General features: G+C 38.6%; 16 protein-coding genes. 2 read left to right on the forward strand and 14 right to left on the reverse strand.

Features of this window, described 5'->3' with window-relative positions; all coding sequences use genetic code 11:
* Window positions 1-11 precede the first annotated feature (11 nt).
* From trpA to B9N62_RS01685, 7 genes are all read right to left on the reverse strand, one after another.
* Complete coding sequence (trpA, locus tag B9N62_RS01655) at window positions 12-761, reverse strand: tryptophan synthase subunit alpha (RefSeq protein WP_087584087.1); 750 nt, start codon at window positions 759-761, stop codon at window positions 12-14.
* Entirely contained in the window at window positions 754-1,935 is a 1,182-nt protein-coding gene (trpB, locus tag B9N62_RS01660) for a tryptophan synthase subunit beta (RefSeq protein ID WP_087584088.1), read from the reverse strand. The genes trpA and trpB overlap by 8 nt, the downstream gene beginning before the upstream one ends.
* The gene (locus B9N62_RS01665; RefSeq protein ID WP_087584089.1) at window positions 1,928-2,539 is read right to left on the reverse strand and encodes a phosphoribosylanthranilate isomerase; all 612 of its coding nucleotides are present in this window, start codon (window positions 2,537-2,539) and stop codon (window positions 1,928-1,930) included. The genes trpB and B9N62_RS01665 overlap by 8 nt, the downstream gene beginning before the upstream one ends.
* A complete protein-coding gene (gene trpD / locus B9N62_RS01670) occupies window positions 2,539-4,143 on the reverse strand; it encodes an anthranilate phosphoribosyltransferase (RefSeq protein WP_087584090.1) in 1,605 nt (534 codons plus the stop codon). Before trpD ends, B9N62_RS01665 begins: the two co-directional genes overlap by 1 nt.
* An 85-nt stretch (window positions 4,144-4,228) precedes the next feature.
* Complete coding sequence (recR, locus tag B9N62_RS01675; protein WP_009294391.1) at window positions 4,229-4,801, reverse strand: recombination mediator RecR; 573 nt, start codon at window positions 4,799-4,801, stop codon at window positions 4,229-4,231.
* On the reverse strand, window positions 4,798-6,054 hold the full coding sequence (locus B9N62_RS01680; RefSeq protein ID WP_087584091.1) for an ArsS family sensor histidine kinase: 1,257 nt from the start codon (window positions 6,052-6,054) through the stop codon (window positions 4,798-4,800). Before B9N62_RS01680 ends, recR begins: the two co-directional genes overlap by 4 nt.
* Window positions 6,051-6,722 carry a response regulator transcription factor gene (locus tag B9N62_RS01685; protein ID WP_021091583.1) on the reverse strand — a complete coding sequence of 224 codons (672 nt, stop codon included), beginning with the start codon at window positions 6,720-6,722 and terminating at the stop codon, window positions 6,051-6,053. Before B9N62_RS01685 ends, B9N62_RS01680 begins: the two co-directional genes overlap by 4 nt.
* A gap of 122 nt (window positions 6,723-6,844) precedes the next feature.
* Between B9N62_RS01685 and dnaJ the strand changes: the two genes are divergently transcribed.
* Window positions 6,845-7,987 (forward strand): molecular chaperone DnaJ, encoded by a 1,143-nt coding sequence (gene dnaJ / locus B9N62_RS01690; RefSeq protein WP_087584092.1) that lies wholly within the window; start codon window positions 6,845-6,847, stop codon window positions 7,985-7,987.
* A gap of 642 nt (window positions 7,988-8,629) precedes the next feature.
* Here dnaJ and pyk read toward each other — a convergent pair.
* Complete coding sequence (pyk, locus tag B9N62_RS01695; RefSeq protein ID WP_087584093.1) at window positions 8,630-10,081, reverse strand: pyruvate kinase; 1,452 nt, start codon at window positions 10,079-10,081, stop codon at window positions 8,630-8,632.
* A 90-nt stretch (window positions 10,082-10,171) separates the two neighbouring features.
* Between pyk and B9N62_RS01700 the strand changes: the two genes are divergently transcribed.
* Complete coding sequence (locus B9N62_RS01700; protein ID WP_021091622.1) at window positions 10,172-11,227, forward strand: TRAP transporter substrate-binding protein; 1,056 nt, start codon at window positions 10,172-10,174, stop codon at window positions 11,225-11,227.
* A gap of 121 nt (window positions 11,228-11,348) precedes the next feature.
* Here the strand turns inward: B9N62_RS01700 and B9N62_RS01705 are convergent, their stop codons facing one another.
* Genes B9N62_RS01705 through B9N62_RS01730 form a run of 6 tightly spaced genes read right to left on the reverse strand, consistent with a single transcriptional unit; the run spans window position 11,349 to window position 16,756 of the window.
* Complete coding sequence (locus tag B9N62_RS01705; protein ID WP_087584094.1) at window positions 11,349-12,137, reverse strand: shikimate dehydrogenase; 789 nt, start codon at window positions 12,135-12,137, stop codon at window positions 11,349-11,351.
* A complete protein-coding gene (locus tag B9N62_RS01710; RefSeq protein WP_087584095.1) occupies window positions 12,134-12,979 on the reverse strand; it encodes an SPOR domain-containing protein in 846 nt (281 codons plus the stop codon). The genes B9N62_RS01705 and B9N62_RS01710 overlap by 4 nt, the downstream gene beginning before the upstream one ends.
* A gap of 13 nt (window positions 12,980-12,992) precedes the next feature.
* Complete coding sequence (locus tag B9N62_RS01715; protein WP_087584142.1) at window positions 12,993-13,535, reverse strand: DUF1882 domain-containing protein; 543 nt, start codon at window positions 13,533-13,535, stop codon at window positions 12,993-12,995.
* Window positions 13,535-14,779: a serine hydroxymethyltransferase gene (locus tag B9N62_RS01720; protein WP_087584096.1), complete on the reverse strand. Its 1,245-nt coding sequence runs from the start codon at window positions 14,777-14,779 to the stop codon at window positions 13,535-13,537. Before B9N62_RS01720 ends, B9N62_RS01715 begins: the two co-directional genes overlap by 1 nt.
* Window positions 14,776-16,284: a lysine--tRNA ligase gene (gene lysS, locus B9N62_RS01725; protein ID WP_257640161.1), complete on the reverse strand. Its 1,509-nt coding sequence runs from the start codon at window positions 16,282-16,284 to the stop codon at window positions 14,776-14,778. Before lysS ends, B9N62_RS01720 begins: the two co-directional genes overlap by 4 nt.
* 4 nt (window positions 16,285-16,288) lie before the next feature.
* Window positions 16,289-16,756: a Fur family transcriptional regulator gene (locus B9N62_RS01730; RefSeq protein WP_087577804.1), complete on the reverse strand. Its 468-nt coding sequence runs from the start codon at window positions 16,754-16,756 to the stop codon at window positions 16,289-16,291.

The raw sequence follows: 16,756 nt of genomic DNA on the forward strand, positions 1-16,756 counted from the left end.
TATTAAGCATTTTAAAAGAGTTTATCTATCTCTTTTATCAGATCTTTGCCACTATATTCCGCAAAAAGCCTGACTATTTGCGTACCAATTATCGCTCCATCAGCATATTTTTTTACTTCATTAACATCATCTTTGTTTTTGATACCAAAGCCCACAGCCACCGGCAAATTACTCTTTTTCTTAAGCTCTAGGACCAAATTTTTTATCCTATCTTCATCAGCCCTCTTTGAGCCACTAACGCCTATCGCACCAAGAGCGTAAATAAATCCTGAGCCAAATTTTAAAATTCCATCCGCTCTACTACCAGATGTGACACTAATAAGTGGTATCAGACTTAAATTTAACTCTTTGCATTTTAGAGCAAATTCCTCGCACTCCTCGCAAGGCAGATCCGGCACGATAAAGCCGCTAACTCCAGCCTCAACTGATCTTTTTAGAAATTTATCAACGCCGTAAGCAAAGATGATGTTGTAATAGACCAGAAAAACAAGTGGCTTTGTCACTTTTGCCTTACAACTCTCAAGCATATCAAAGACAAAGTCCGTATTTACGCCGTTTTGCACCGTCTCAAAACTAGCTTGCGCGATGAGCTTGCCGTCAGCCAGTGGATCAGAGTAAGGGATGCCGATCTCAACTAGATCAAGCGTGCTCTCATCTAAATTTTCTAAAAATTCCTTCGTTTTTTCTAAGCTTGGATATCCAGCCACGATGTAGCCGATGTTTGCTTTTTTGCCACTAAATGCACTTTTTATCTTATCCATAAATTTTTCCTTTTTCGTAGCCGATGACTGTGTTTATGTCCTTATCGCCCCTGCCTGAGATATTTACGACGATGACGCTTTTTTTATCAAGTTTTGGACAAAGCTTCTCCAGATACGCCACCGCATGCGCGCTCTCGATGGCTGGGATGATGCCCTCCATCTTGCTTAAAAAATACAAAGCATTTATACACTCATCGTCAGTTACGGCCTCGTATCTTACCCTTTTGATGTCGTTTAGGTGAGCGTGCTCTGGGCCTATGCCTGGGTAGTCTAGGCCTGCTGAGATGCTGTGAACTGGCGAGATCATGCCATACTCATCTTGCAACACGGTCGTTTTCATGCCGTGGATGATGCCGGTTTTACCTTTGCTAAGCGTAGCTGCGTGATAAGGCGTCTCTATGCCAAGGCCGCCAGCTTCTATACCTACCAAATTTACGCTCTCATCGTCCAAAAACGCACTAAAAATACCAATAGCATTACTGCCGCCGCCAACGCAGGCAATGACGTAGTCGGCCTTTTTGCCGTAATCTGCAAGCTGAGCTTTGGCCTCTGTACCGATGATGCTTTGGAAGTCACGCACGATCTTTGGATATGGGTGCGGACCAACGGCTGAGCCAATGACGTAAAATGCGCTCTCTATCTCATTTACCCACGCTTGAATAGCCGCCGTAGTCGCCTCTTTTAACGTTTTTAAGCCGTCTTCTACGCTCACCACTTTTGCGCCAAGAAGCTGCATACGAAAGGCATTTAGCTGCTGTCTAGCCACGTCTGTTGCGCCCATATATACATCACACTCTAAGCCCAAAAGTGCCGCTGCAGTTGCTGTTGCCACACCGTGCTGACCAGCTCCAGTCTCAGCTAAAATTTTCTTTTTACCCATTTTTTTAGCAAGTAGCGCTTGAGCAAGAGCGTTGTTTATCTTATGCGCGCCCGTGTGGTTTAGATCCTCTCTTTTTAGGTAAATTTCATGTCCGTAGTGCTCGCTCAGGCGCTTTGCAAAAAAGAGCGGACTAGGCCTGCCAACGTAGTTTTTCAAAAGATCATCAAGCTCATCTTTAAACTCTTTTGTCTTTGCGATGCTCTCATAAGCATTTTCTAGCTCATCAAGGGCAAACATAACCGTCTCAGGCACGAACTGCCCGCCAAATTTTCCAAAATACGCCTTACTATTCATCTTCTACCTCACCTATGATCTTTAAAATTCTCTCTATCTTTTGCGCATCTTTTATGCCGTTTTCGTCCTCGACTTTGGAGTTGATATCGACTAAATATGGCCTAAATTTCAGCGCCTCTTTGATGTTGTGCTCACCTATGCCCCCAGCCATGCCAAATTTAAATTTAACCTCTTTTAAAATTTCCCACTCAAAGCTAGTGCCGTTTCCGCCGGCATTTTCGCCCTTGCAGTCAAAAAGCGCCATGTCAAAATGCTTAAAATCAACCTCTGGCAAGCTATCTTTCACGCTAAAAACTTGCCAAATCTCAAGCCCCATATCTTTTAAATTTGCACCTAAATTTTCACTCACCACTCCATGTACCTGAGCCACGTCAAGACCAGCAAACTGGCAAATTTCCATTATCTCACAATCACTTTGCTCCGCAAAAACGCCAACTACTTTTTTGCCCTTGCTGTGAGCAAATTTTGCTATCTGCCTAGCTAAATTTAGCTCAACCTTTCTTTTGCTTTTGGCAAAGATTAATCCGATAAAATCAATATCCAAAGCACAAACCGCACTTGCCTCATCTAGCGTTTTGATGCCACAAATTTTAACTAGCGCCATTACACTTGCGCCTTTATAAACTCTTCATAAAATTTATACGCCTTACCAGAATTTATGGCCTCTAAAACCATTTTTTTAGCCTCGTCTGGGCTCTTTGTACCATCAGCTGCGTAGAGTGCAAACATTGCATTAAAGACCACGATGTCAAATTTCGCCCCCTGCTCCTCGCCTTTTAGCGTGCGGATCAAGGTTTTGGCGTTTTCTTCAGGTGTGCCGCCCTCGATATCGCTGTGAAGCGCTCTTTTAAAGCCAAACTGCTCTGGCGTGATGCTGTACTCAAAAATTTCTCCATTTTTTAGCTCAACAACGCTTGTTTCGCTACAAAGTGTGATCTCATCTAGTCCGTCATCACCTCGAACGACTAAAGCGTGCTTTCTGCCAAGGATCTTAAGCGTCTGGGCGTAGAGTTTTAAGACAGGTTTATGATAGACGCCAACTAGCTGATTTGTAAGGTTTAAATTTGGATTTAAAAGCGGCCCAAGCACGTTAAATACGGTCCTTATGCCAAGTCTTTGACGCACTTCTCTCACCTCACCAACTAGCGGGTGGAAAAATGGTGCGTGAAAGAAGGCTAAATTTTTACTAGCTAAATTTTCACGCTGTTTTGCCAGTGATTTTTCACTTTTTACGCCTAAAATTTCAAGCACATCAGAGCTGCCTGACTTACTTGAAACTGCCTTGTTGCCGTGTTTTGCGACCTTTACGCCAAGACTTGCAAGAATAAATGCCACCGTGGTTGAGATATTTATCGTCTTAAAGCCATCGCCTCCAGTGCCGCAAAGATCAATCATAGGCGTATCGTCGCGGTAAGTTTGCGAGTATTTTAGGATATTTTTTGCAAGTGCAGCGAGGCTTTTTGGATAGAGGCTCTTTTCGCTAATTAACACCAAAAGGGCTGAAAGCTGCACGATCTCGTACTCTTTACTAGCTATTATCTCGCAAATTTGCTCAAAGTCGCTATCATCAAGCGGGATACTTTCTTGAAGCTTGATAAGATATGGCTTAAGAGAGCGAATTTTAGGCTCTCTAACCTCATCTTTTGCCTTGTAATTTACAAAATTTTCAACGATCTTTTTGCCGTATTGCGTAAAGTAGCTCTCAGGGTGAAACTGGATGCCAAAGATCGGCTTATCTTTAACGCTAAGTGCCATAACTACACCATCATCACTCACCGCATCAGCGCTTAGTCCAGCTGAGAGCTCATCGACATAGAGCGAGTGGTAGCGCATAACCTCAAAGCGCTCAGGTAGCCCAGCAAAAAGCGGCTCTTTGTTTTTCACGTCAATAAATGAGGTTTTGCCGTGTAGTGGGTCATCTAGCCTTTTTATCTTTGCGCCAAAACTAAGCCCTATGGCTTGGTGTCCAAGGCAAATTCCAAGCACCGGCACGCCAAGGTCTGCCCCCAAAATTTCTAAACAAACTCCGCTATCTTTTGGGTGCTTTGGCCCTGGGCTTAAAATAATCTTGCTTGGATTTAGTTTTTTGATCTCGTCAAGCGTGATCTTGTCATTTCTAACGCATCTAACCTCTTCATCTGTAAGCTCTTTTACATATTGCTCAACATTAAAAACAAAACTATCGTAATTATCTATGAGTAAAATCAACCTATATCCTTTAAATTTAGCAGCGGTTCAGCCTTGGCTAAATTTCTATAAATTTAGGCAAAATTATAACTAAAAGAAAGTTTAATTAGGCTTTTGTACGGCTTTCGTAGGCTTTTAAAAGTGAAAGCATGTCGACGTTTTCTAAATTTACACCAGTTGGCACGCCCTGTGCGATCTTGCTAAATGAAATTTCACTCATACCAAGCTTATCCTCGACGTAAAGCATAAGGGCGTCTGAATTTAACCCCGGCGTAAAGGCAAAGACGACCTCTTTTGAGCCATTTTGTTTGATTGCACTTCGCAACCTCTCTATGGCATCCTCGTCAATCTCGTCAAGCACGAAGTAAAGGCCATTATAAATGCCATTTTGCTCAAAAACTAAGATATCTTTTGGGCTCTCAACCAACAAGATGACCTCACTGTCTCTGCTCTCATCGCTACAAATGTCACAAATTTCATTTTCGCTTAGCCCGCCACAACGCTCACAACGTTTGATAAACCTCACTGCGTCTTCAATATTTTGAGCGAGCCTTAGCCCTGCAAAGCTATCTTGCATGCAGACAAAGTAGGCAAACCTTGCGGCTGATTTTTTACCGACACCTGGCAGCTTAGCAAAAGACTCGGTTAGCTCGTTAAATTTTTCTAAGCCTCTTTTCATGTGCGTTTTGCCTTTGCTTTAAGTAAAATTTTAAAGACGTGATAGCCGTCTTCGTAGTCATAAACTAGCTCAAATTTTTGCATCTGACAAATTTGCTCGATGATATAAAGTCCAAGCCCCATACCACTTCCTGCACTCACCTTATCGCCTCTAACAAAGGCTTGTTTGTAGTAGTCAATCGGATGATTTAGCTTTTTGCCTAAATTTTTAACCGCTATAAATTCGCTATCGCAGATCAAGATGGTCTTTTTGTCCTCTGCGTATTTTAGGGCATTGTCTATCAAATTTTTAATCGCCAAACTAAAAAGCTGAAAATCCACTCTTAATATGACGTCATCTCTGATGTCACAGCTCACTCGCTCTTCAAATTTATCAAGCATGAGCATATCCTGCACCTGCTCTAAAATGAGCGAGAAATGGCACTCTTGATAGTTTAGCGCGTAGCTTTTAGAAAGGAGCTGCTCGACCTTGCTAAATTCATTTATCAGCATCTCAAGTCGCTCAAAAACGTTTATGAGCCTCATCTTTTGAGTCTCATTTGCAACCATTTCAGAGACGATCCTGCCCTTGCCAATAGGAGTCTTTAGCTCATGCATGATCGCACGCAAAAATAGCTGCCTTGAGCGGATGAGCTCTCTTATCTTGCAAACGGCGTTATCAAACTCCACTGCAACCTGCCCGATCTCATCTTGCTCAATTTCATTTAGCCTAGCCGTCATCGCCATTTCCATATTTCCACTGGCAAATTTTCTGATATCTTTACTAAGCCTTCTAAGTGGCGAAAGACTTCTAAGAACAGAAACATAAAGTGAGATGAGAAGGGCTGAAACTATCAAAAATGCGACCCAAAGCGGATCATTTACGTGTCTTGCGTCGTTACTTTCAAGAAGCAGCTGAAAAGACGGATTTTTAATAAGCAAATACAAATCGCCTTTGTAATTAACCGATTGCACCACTCCAAGAGGCGTGTGCTGTGTAAAAACAACAGTCCCATTTGTAGCTATTGAAGTGGCTAAATTTTTATTTCCAACATATTCTAAATAAAAATTTTTAAAATAATGTTCTAAATCTCTTGGGGGATTTCCACGTTCATAGAGTGCGACAAGATAGTTCATCGCACTTATTTGTCTATCTTTTAGCTTTTCTAAAGCGCTTTCTTGCTGAATGTTTGCAAAAGTTACAAAGAGCAAGCACATCAGCGAAAAAGCTATGGCAAAGATAATAGTTATCTTCGTAGTTATGGAATATTTCATCCGATAAGCTTATATCCTATGCCTCTTACTGAAAATATATGTTTTGGGGCTTTTGAGCTATCACCGATTTTTGATCTAAGGCGTCCGATAATAACATCTAAGCTCTTTGAATCTTTATCTTTTAGGCTTTTGCAGTTATAAACCAACTGCTCACGAGAGACTGAAAAGCTGTGTTGTTTGATAAGATATGTCAAAATTTCATACTCAGCTGGCGTAAGAGCTAATGGCTCGTTATTAAAATAAATTTCGTGACGTTTATCATCGATCCTAAATGCGCTATCAACGACCTCTTCTTGTACTTCATTTGTCTTTTTATATCTTCTTATGAGACTTGTGATACGAGCATACATCTCTTTTGGATCGTATGGTTTTGGCAAATAATCATCAGCACCAAGCTGAAGTCCAACAACCTTGTCGCTAATATCGCTTCTAGCTGAACTTATGATGATAGGAATGTCGTATTTTTGGCGAATTTCTTTACAAACCTCAAGCCCATCAATGCCCGGCAAAGTAAGATCAAGTATTAGCAAATCATAGTTTTTTATCCCAGCGCTAAGCCCTAAATATGGATCTTCAAAATTCGTAACTTTTATATTAAAACTATCAAGATATTCAGATAAAATTTGTGCAAATTCTGGATCGTCTTCTATCATTAAAACATTAACCATGAATTATCCTTTTTATTAAAAATAGTAGAGATTATACGGCAAAAATGTAAATTCTTTTTTAAATTTAAACTTTTTTGGGTAAAATCCCATATTTAAAATAAGCTTAATTAACAAGGAAAAATGTGGAATTTGACTATTACGAAATCCTTGAAATTTCAAGAAATGCAAGCGGAGATGAGATCAAAAAAGCCTTTAGAAGGCTTGCTTTAAAATATCATCCAGATAGAAATTCTGGCGACAAAGAGGCTGAACTAAAATTTAAACAGATAAATGAAGCTTATCAAGTTTTAAGCGACGAGCAAAAACGCTCTATCTACGACAGATATGGCAAAGAAGGCCTTGAGGGTCGATTTGGTAGCGGTGGCGGGTTTAGTGCCGATTTTGATCTTTCAGATATTTTTGACTCATTTTTTGGTGGCGGTTTTGCAAGTAGTTCTAGGCAGAGAAAAAGATACTCTGAAAAATACTCAGCCGATCTTGAAATTCCTATAAATTTGGAGTTTAACGAAGCTATTTTTGGTTGTGAAAAAGAGATAAAATTTGATCAAAAAGTGCCTTGCCCAACATGCAATGCAACCGGCAGTAAAGATGGCAAGAGTAAGACTTGCCAGCACTGTGACGGAAGTGGCAGGATAACACGCGGAAATGGCTTTATGAATATCGTCCAAGAATGTCCATATTGCCATGGAAGCGGTGAAGTAATAAGCGAGCCATGCCCCGATTGTAATGCAAAAGCTTATAAAATCCAGCAACAAACTGTAAAGATTACCATCCCTGAAGGCGTTGATAGCGGCATGAGAATGAGAGTAGCTGGCAAAGGCAATATCGGTACAAACGGCGTTCAAGGCGATCTTTATGTAAGCATAAACGTAAAAGAAGACAAGCATTTTATTCGTCACAATGACGATGTTTATCTAGAAATTCCTGTCTTTTTCACACAAGCTATACTTGGCGAAAGCATAAAAATTCCAACGCTTCGAGGAGAAACTGAGCTAAAACTACCTGTTGGAGCAAAGGACAAGCAGCAATTTATCTTTGAAAATGAAGGTATCAAAAGCGTAAATTCGCGTAAAAAAGGTAGGCTCGTAGCACAAATTTCTATTCAAACGCCTGAAAAAATAAGCGATGAGCAAAAAGAGCTTTTAAATAAGCTTCAAGCTAGCTTCGGCATAGAATCAGGCAAATCAAATACCGATGAAAGCGTCTTTGATAAGATAAAAAGCTGGTTTAAAGGCGATGAGCCAAAAGGCAAAAAGAAAAAATAAATTTAAATTTGTGGCGTTAAATTTTGCGTCACAAATTCTTTTAAAATAAATTTTATATATCCTAATTTTTACAAGTAAATTTCACACAAATTTTAAAATTTCATGAGCGAGTAATTTAGGCTCTAAAATTTGAGCTAAGCAAAAAGCAAAGACAAATTTTAGAAGTCAATTCTTGCGAGTGAATGAAAGTTTTAAAATTTGCAAAGCAATCTAGTTAAATTTAAATGTTTGTTTCTTTTGTTAAGGGGGAAGAGGCTTGAATTACGAAGTCGCTCCATTCCCCCTTAACAATCCCCTAGCCCCGACGACGTTAGAAGTGGCATGCCTCAGTACTAACGCACTGCATGCGTTATATTAAATTTCCAGCAAATTATAAAATTTATTATCGATCATATCACGGCTCTAAATTTAGTGCTAAACACAATGCGGCCTAAATTTAGTAGCCTGCTAAGGCGAGTAAGTAAGATTTTAAAATTTGCAAAATTGCTTTGTTATATTAAGTAGGCATCAGGCAAATTTAAAATTTCATGAGCAAGTAATTTCGGCTATAAAATTTGAGCTAAGCAAAAAGCAAAGACAAATCTTAGCAGTCAATTTTTACAAGCAAGCAAAATTTTAAAATTTGCAAGAGAGTATATAAATTTACTCAGTTGCAAGCTCCAAATAATAATCAAGCTGATCGCGTCTGATGATGCGTATAAGGTTTGTGCTACCCTCAACGCCCGTAGGGTGACCTGCTGTGACAAGATAAGTCTTGTCGTGTTCGACATATCCCTCTTCATACGCCTTTTTCATGACATTTGCTAAAAGTGAGCTAAGCTTTGTTTTTTCTAGTACAAGCGCTGGCGTAACACCCCAAGCAAGGGTAAGCATGTGAGCTGTTTGTTCATCGTGAGCTACTGCGATGATGTCGATATTTGTGCGGTTTCTAGCTAATTTTATGGCCGATTTTCCTGAGCCAGTGATTGAGATTAAAGCATCTGCTTTTATGCGAACGGCTAAAGATGCGGCGCTACTTGCCACCATATCAGTCTCATCAAAAAAGTCAAACTCATCAAATTTATTATATGGATAGATGCTTTGAGTTTGGATGATCGTTTTACTCATCGCCTCCACAACCGCGACTGGGTTTTTGCCTATCGCACTCTCTTCACTTAGCATAACAGCATCAGTGCCGTCTAATACAGCATTTGCTACGTCGCTGATCTCCGCTCTTGTGGCAGTTTCATGCTCTGCCATGCTTAGCATCATTTGAGTTGCTGTGATGACTGGCTTGCTTGCTGCATTTGCTTTTTTGATGATGAGCTTTTGGATAGTTGGGACCTTATAAAATGGCACTTCTATGCCAAGATCGCCACGAGCTACCATGATACCATCGCTCTTTGCGATGATATCGTCTATATTTTCAACCGCGTCAAATTTCTCGATCTTAGATAAAACAGCAGCTCTTGAGCCAAATTCTTTTAAGATATTTTTTGCCTTTATTACGTCATTTGCATCTTGAACGAAGCTAATGGCGACAAAATTTACACCATGCTTTGCGCCAAATTTCATATCTTCTTTATCTTTTGGCGTTATGATTTCTATGCCAAGAGCCGTATTTGGAAAATTTACGCCTTTGTTTGAGTTTAAAATTCCATCATTTTCAATGATAGTTTTTACTATTTCTTTACCTTCACTAACGACCTTTGCCCTTATAGAGCCATCATAGAGATAGACATACTCGCCAACCTTTAGCATAGGCAAAATTTGAGGCTGATTTAGGCTTACTTTATAAATTCCTTTTTCCACTTTTTCACCAATAATCTCATCAGCATGGATACTAAGTTCATCACCAGCCTTTAGATAAAATGGCTCACTAAGCTTACCAACTCTGATCTTTGGGCCGCAGATATCTTGTAAAATTCCTATTCTTTTATTTAGCTTTTTTTCGATATTTCTTATCTTGTCAATGTTTGATTTATGGTATTCGTGTGTCCCATGGCTAAAATTTAAACGAAAGACATTAACGCCTGCTTTTACCATCGCCTCCATTGTCTCTTCATTATCACTTGCTGGCCCCAAAGTAGCTACAATTTTTGTCTTTTTTATCATTTTATGCCCCATAAATTTAATTTTTGCGATTATAACACATTTTAATAATGTATTTTTTTGTATAATAGGCAAAATTTTAAAGGAGAAGATATGAATAAATTTTTATTAGCGTCTCTTGGTTTAGCAGCTGTTGCTTGCGTTGCTATGGGAGATGATAAAGTTTATAAGCTAAAGCTTGCTAGCTCATGGGAGAGCACTATGCCAGTGCTTGGTGATGTACCAAAAGAGCTAAAGGACAAAGTTGAAAAGATGAGTAATGGCAGACTTGAGCTAAGGATTGATTATCCATCAAAGCATAAATCACCTTTTGCGATGCTTGATTTTGCTAAAAGCGGTCAATACGACATTACCTACACAAGTAGCTATTATTATAAAGGCAAAGATGCTAAAACTATATTTTTTACAGCAACTCCATTTATGATGAATACTGATGAGCAAACAGCTTGGTATGAATTTGGCGGTGGCAAGGAGCTTGAGGCAAAAGTTTACGATCCATACAATATCAAAATTTTTAGAGCTGGAAATACCGGTATGCAAATGGGTGGCTGGTTTAAAAAAGAGATCAAATCATTAGATGACATCAAAGGCTTAAAGATAAGAATTCCAGGCTTTGGTGGTGAAATTTACGCTAAACTTGGCGCTAACATTAACACTATCCCAACTGGTGAGCTTTACATGGCTCTTGAGATGGGAACGATTGACTCAGTCGAATGGGTTAGCCCAGCTTATGATATGGCTCTTGGCTTTCACAAAGTGGCAAAATACTACTACACAGGCTGGCAAGAGCCAAACGGTGAAACTCAGTTTTTCTTTAATAAAAAATCATACGAGAAGCTTCCAGATGATCTAAAAGCGATCTTTGAAGCAGCTGCAGCTGAAGTAGCAAGAGATGCAAATACAAAAGTATTTTATTCAAACGTCGAGTACTGGGATAAAATGAAGAGCGAGTATCCAGACATCCAAGTAAAATCTTTCCCACCAGAAGTAATCGCAGCTCTTAAAAAAGCTACAAATGAACTTCTTGATGAAGAGAGTGCTAAAGATCCATTATTTAAAGAGATCGTTGAGTCTCAAAGAGCCTTCCTTAAAAAAGCAAGAGAATGGACTAAAATTTCAGACTACGCTTATATCAAAACAAACGAATAGTAAAATTTAGCAGGGATCTTCCCTGCTTTTTATATTTACTCCAATTACTTTCAATAAAAATTTTAATCAAAATGTTTTTATACAAGCCATAAATTTTTACAAAAATAAATGCTGGTAGCTATTATAGATAGAAAATTTCTCTCATTGAGCGCTCGATCTTTGACTCATCAAGTGTATTGTTAAAAAATAAATTTAGTGCTAGAACTGCTTGATATAAAAGCATATCGGCGCCATCTTTTACGTCAAGGCTATTTTGCTTGGCCATTTCTAAAAATGGTGTTTGCTTACCATAAATCACATCAAATGCGAATTTAGCATCCTTAAAAATGCTTTTTAAAATTTCTTTAGGTGCCGGCAAAAAATCATCCTTTAAACCAGCAGAGGTCGAGTTAATGACTAGATCAAATTTTTGCTCTTCGTAGTTATCCCAACTAAAGCATTTGTACTCATCTTTAAATTTCTCAAGCCTATCTTTGCTTCTATTTAGTATGCAAACATCAATGCCTTGTTCTTTTAATGCATAAGTTATGGCATTTGCGGTACCGCCAGCTCCAAGGACAATAGCTTTTTTTACATCTTTAAAATTTTTTATTGCCTTTAAAAACCCGGGCGCATCTGTGTTATATGCATAAATTTTGTCATTTTTAAGTACAAGAGTATTTGCAGAGCCTATTTTGCGAGCTATATCTGAAGCTTCATCGGCTAAATTTAAAGCCCACTCTTTATATGGAAGTGTTACATTTGCACCGTTTAATTTTAAGGATTTAAATTTATTGATTAATTCGCTGCCATCTTTTAGCAAGACTCTTGTGTAAAGTGCTTTTAAGCCAAGGTCCGCAATGGCTTTGTTGTGCAGCCTCGGAGATACCGAGTGAGCTATTGGATCTCCAAAGACTGCAAATGTTTTCATTTTGCTCTAAAGATAAAAGCGTCTTTATTGATATCTTTTCTAATATCGCCTACTGCTTTTTGAAGCGTTGTTTCATCAAATGGACCAACTAAAATTTTAGTCAGTTCACCAACTTTTATAGTTTTGTAGCTATATCCCTTAGCAGCGATCTTCTTCATATATTCAGCATTTGGATTAAATTTACTAGTCACAAATACTTGAACATAAGAGCCTTTTGCAGCAGGTTCACTTTTAGCTACTTCAGCTTTTTTATCCGTTTTTTCTATTTTGGTTTCAGCCTTTTTCTCAATCTTTTTATCTACTTTATTTTCAGTTTTGGCTAGTTTTGCCTCACTCTTTTTATCAGTAGTTGCTACTTTTTCGACTTTTTTAACTGGAGTATCCACCTTTGTCTCAGCTTTTTTTGCTGGTATTTCTGCAGGCTTTTCGATAGGCTTAACTATCTCTTTTGGCTCTTCAGTTTTAGAAACAGGCTTATTGTTTTCTTTATCTTTTAGCTTTTTGATCATATCTTCAAATTCATCTTGTTGCTTATTTTCAGGCACGATCGGTACTTGCTCAAAGAGCTGTGTATCGCCTTTTTTATTGTCTGAATTTGTATCAGCTATCGGAGCTTGTCTATCTACTGGCTGCTCGGCTGGTACTGGAGGAAGCACTAGTCTTGAATCAGCTTCATTTTGCGCTTGTGAAGGATCGCTTGAATTTACTAGCTTCATAGCCACTACAATGATCAAAAAAAGTATAATAAGAGCTGCTATAAATATAAGAAGTTTTTTTAGCTTCAATCCTCTTGCGTTATCATCTCTTTCTAAAAGAATATCTTTTAACTCATCGTTTTCCACTTTTTATCCTTAATTACATATATTTTGACCAACTTGCCCCACGCTCTTTTTGATAGAGTTTATAAGGTAAAGTTAGTATGTTAAATTCTTTTGGCATATCGATATTTGGAAACATCCTCCACTCTTTAGGTAGCTTCTGTGAAAGCTTTGCGTTGAGCACGTTTGCCAGCTGACAAGCCTCATTTAGCGTAGTGTGACCTTTATGAACATAAAGATGCAGATGTCCTGGCGTCTTACTCTCGTAGGCTGTAAAATTTATAAAGCCCTCTTCTCTTAGAAGAAGCTGTGCTTTATGCCAAAATCTATCTGGGGTTCTGCCGTTATAGTCAAAGACTATATTTTCAACTTTATCATTTGCATTTATTAAAGAGTGTGCGATAACAGCTTTGCCCTCTTCATGCTCTTTCATAATATTATAGGTCAGTGGCTCATTTATCTTTTCAAATTTATCAAAGAAAATTTTACCTCTGTATTCTATTTTATTAACGATCGTATCACGCTTGATATAGTAGTGAGTTGTAATAATCTTTATAAGTGCCGTATCAATACTTTGCATCAAAATGTCGCTTTATCATAGATTATAAATTTATGAGCAAGTTCAACTAGCTCAGCTTTTGTCTTCTCTTGCAAAGATGTGTTGTTTATATCGCTTAATACGTCAGCTATTTTGTTTGCTATTAGTTCAAACTCAGCCTCTTTCATGCCACGAGCCGTAAGTGCAGGACTACCAACACGTATACCACTTGTGATAAATGGACTTCTTGTCTCGCCTGGAACTGTATTTTTATTTACCGTTATTCCAGCATTTCCAAGAGCGATATCTGCGTCTTTACCGCTAAAATCTCTATTTAAAAAGCTCATTAAAATTAGGTGATTATCAGTGCCACCACTTACTAAATCAAAGCCTCTTTTTATTAGCACTTCGCCTAATTTTTTAGCATTTGCTTTTACTTGTTTAGCATAAATTTTCCACTCAGGGCTAAGGTTATGCTTAAAGCCAACTGCTTTTGCTGCGATAACATGAACAAGTGGTCCGCCCTGGATGCCTGGAAAAATAGAGGCATTTATCTTCTTAGCATACTCTTCATTATTTGTCATAATGATACCGCCTCTTGGGCCTCTTAATGTTTTATGCGTAGTTGAGCTTACGACATCACAGTATGGGAAAGGACTTTGATGCTCACCAGCAACAACAAGACCAGCAATGTGAGCAACATCTGCAAAGAGTATCGCCCCAACAGCATCGGCTATCTCACGAAATTTTTTAAACTCAATCTCTCTTGTGTATGCGCTTGCGCCACAAACGATCATTTTTGGTTTTACTATCTTTGCGATATCCATGACTCTATCGTAGTTTATGCGGCCATCAAGCTCGACGCCGTAGAAAAAGCTCTCATACATCTTACCGGAGCTGCTGACCTTTGCGCCGTGCGTTAAGTGTCCACCATGACTTAGATCCATGCCTAAAATTTTATCACCTGGATTAAGTAAAGCGCCGTAAACGCCTTGGTTTGCTTGAGAGCCTGAGTTTGGTTGAACGTTTGCAAATTCACATCCAAAAAGCTCTTTACATCTATCAATCGCTATTTGCTCGATCTCATCTACAAATTCGCAGCCACCATAATATCTCTTGCCAGGATAGCCTTCAGCGTATTTGTTTGTTAGGATTGAGCCCATTACTTCCATAACTTCTGGATATGTAAAATTTTCACTAGCGATCATCTCAAGGTGATCACATTGGCGTTTTAGCTCTAAATTTACTAGATTGTAAATGTCCTTATCGTAACTTTGCAAACTCATTTTTCATTCTCCTTTGTCTCAGTTTTTAGTGGTCTCATCGCTGGGAAGAGAACAACGTCGCGGATTGATTTTTTATCTGTTAGAAGCATGACAAGTCTGTCGATGCCTATGCCTTCGCCTGCAACTGGCGGCATGCCGTATCCTAGGGCTTTTACATAGTCTTCATCCATCTCGTGAGCCTCGTCATCACCTGCGTTTTTAGCATCGATTTGCGCTTTAAAGCGGTTGTATTGATCGATTGGATCATTTAGCTCATTAAAGCCATTTGCTAGCTCACGACCAGCGATAAATAGCTCAAATCTCTCTGCCACATCAGGATTTGTATCGCTTCTTCTTGAAAGTGGGCTTATAGAGATTGGATAGTCGATGACAAAAGTTGGATGGATGAGCTTGCTCTCTACGTAGTTGTCAAAGAGCTCAGCCTGCAAGTGGCCAAGGTCAAGCTTCTCGTTTGCTTCAAAGCCATCAGCTCTTAGTTTTGTTAAAATTTTTGCTTTATCACTTACGATATCTTCAGCAAGTCCACCGATCTCAACGAGAGCTTTTTTGTAGCTTATTCGCTTAAATGGCTTACTAAAATCAATCTCCATACCGTCAAAATTTACAACTTTTTCCATATCTAGCTTGTCTAAAATGACATTAAAAAGATCCTCTGTAATGCCCATTAAATCGTGGTAGTTGTGGTATGCCCAGTAAAACTCTATACTTGTAAACTCAGGGTTGTGAGTAAGATCCATTCCTTCGTTTCTAAAATTTCTATTCATCTCATAAACAGCCTCAAAGCCACCTACTATAAGGCGTTTGAGGTATAGCTCAGGTGCGATCCTTAGATATCTCTCGACTCCAAGAGCATTATGAAAAGTGATAAATGGCTTGGCGTTTGCACCACCTGCTATTGGGTGTAGCATTGGTGTTTCAACTTCTAAAAAGCCTTTTTCTTCAAAAAATCTTCTAATCGTACTAATAATCACTGAGCGTCTTTTAAAATCAGCTCTAACTTCTGGGTTCATTATCATATCAAGATATCTTTGGCGATATCTTGTTTCAACGTCAACTAGACCATGATACTTCTCAGGAAGTGGACTTATCGACTTTGAAGCAAGGCTAAGCTCGCTTACATGCATTGAAAATTCGCCAGTTTTTGTTATAAATGCATAACCTCTGACATAGACGATATCGCCTATCTCTACGTATTTTTTAACAATTTTAAACCACTCTGGATCAAGCGTTTTATTGCTAAAGTAAATTTGTAAATTTCCATCTTCATCTTCGATATTTGCAAAAACCGCTTTTCCAGCATCACGAATTAGTTTTATTCTACCTGCAAGACCCACTAGCTGACCCTCAGCCTTTTTCTCTTCCGTATCATTAATGTAGTTAAATTTTAGTCTAAATTTAGAGATATTCATATCTCTTCTAAGAAAATGCGGATATGGATTAATGCCTAAATTTCTTAACTCATCTATGCTTTGTAGTCGTTGAATCTCATGTTGGTTGTCAAATATCACCTTACTTTCCCTTTATATTATTTTTTGAGCATTTTTCACAAATTCCATAAAGCTGCATCATGTGACCAGTTAGTTTAAAACCATGATCTTTTGCGATACTGATTTGTCTTTTTTCTATCATTGGATCTTCAAATTCTATGATAAGACCGCACTTTCTGCATATCATATGGTCGTGATGTGGCTTTGTGGCAAGCTCAAATTTTTTACCTTGTGAACCAAAGCTGATTGATGTCACCATCTCTGATTCTTCAAGTAGATTTAGTGTTCTATAAACAGTTGCGATACCAATATTTAGCTCAGGGTGCGTTTCTTTTATAAAAAGATAAAGTTTTTCTGGAGTAAAGTGTTCACCATTGTTGTATAGCGTTTTTAGTAAAATTTCACGCTGTTTCGTGTATTTTAAACCATTGTCGCGAAGCACTCTTTTGAATTTCTCAAGCAACGCATCATATTCTAAATTTTCTATCAT

The sequence above is a fragment of the Campylobacter concisus genome (genome assembly GCF_002165785.1).
GTDB classification, from domain to species: Bacteria; Campylobacterota; Campylobacteria; order Campylobacterales; family Campylobacteraceae; genus Campylobacter_A; species Campylobacter_A concisus_W.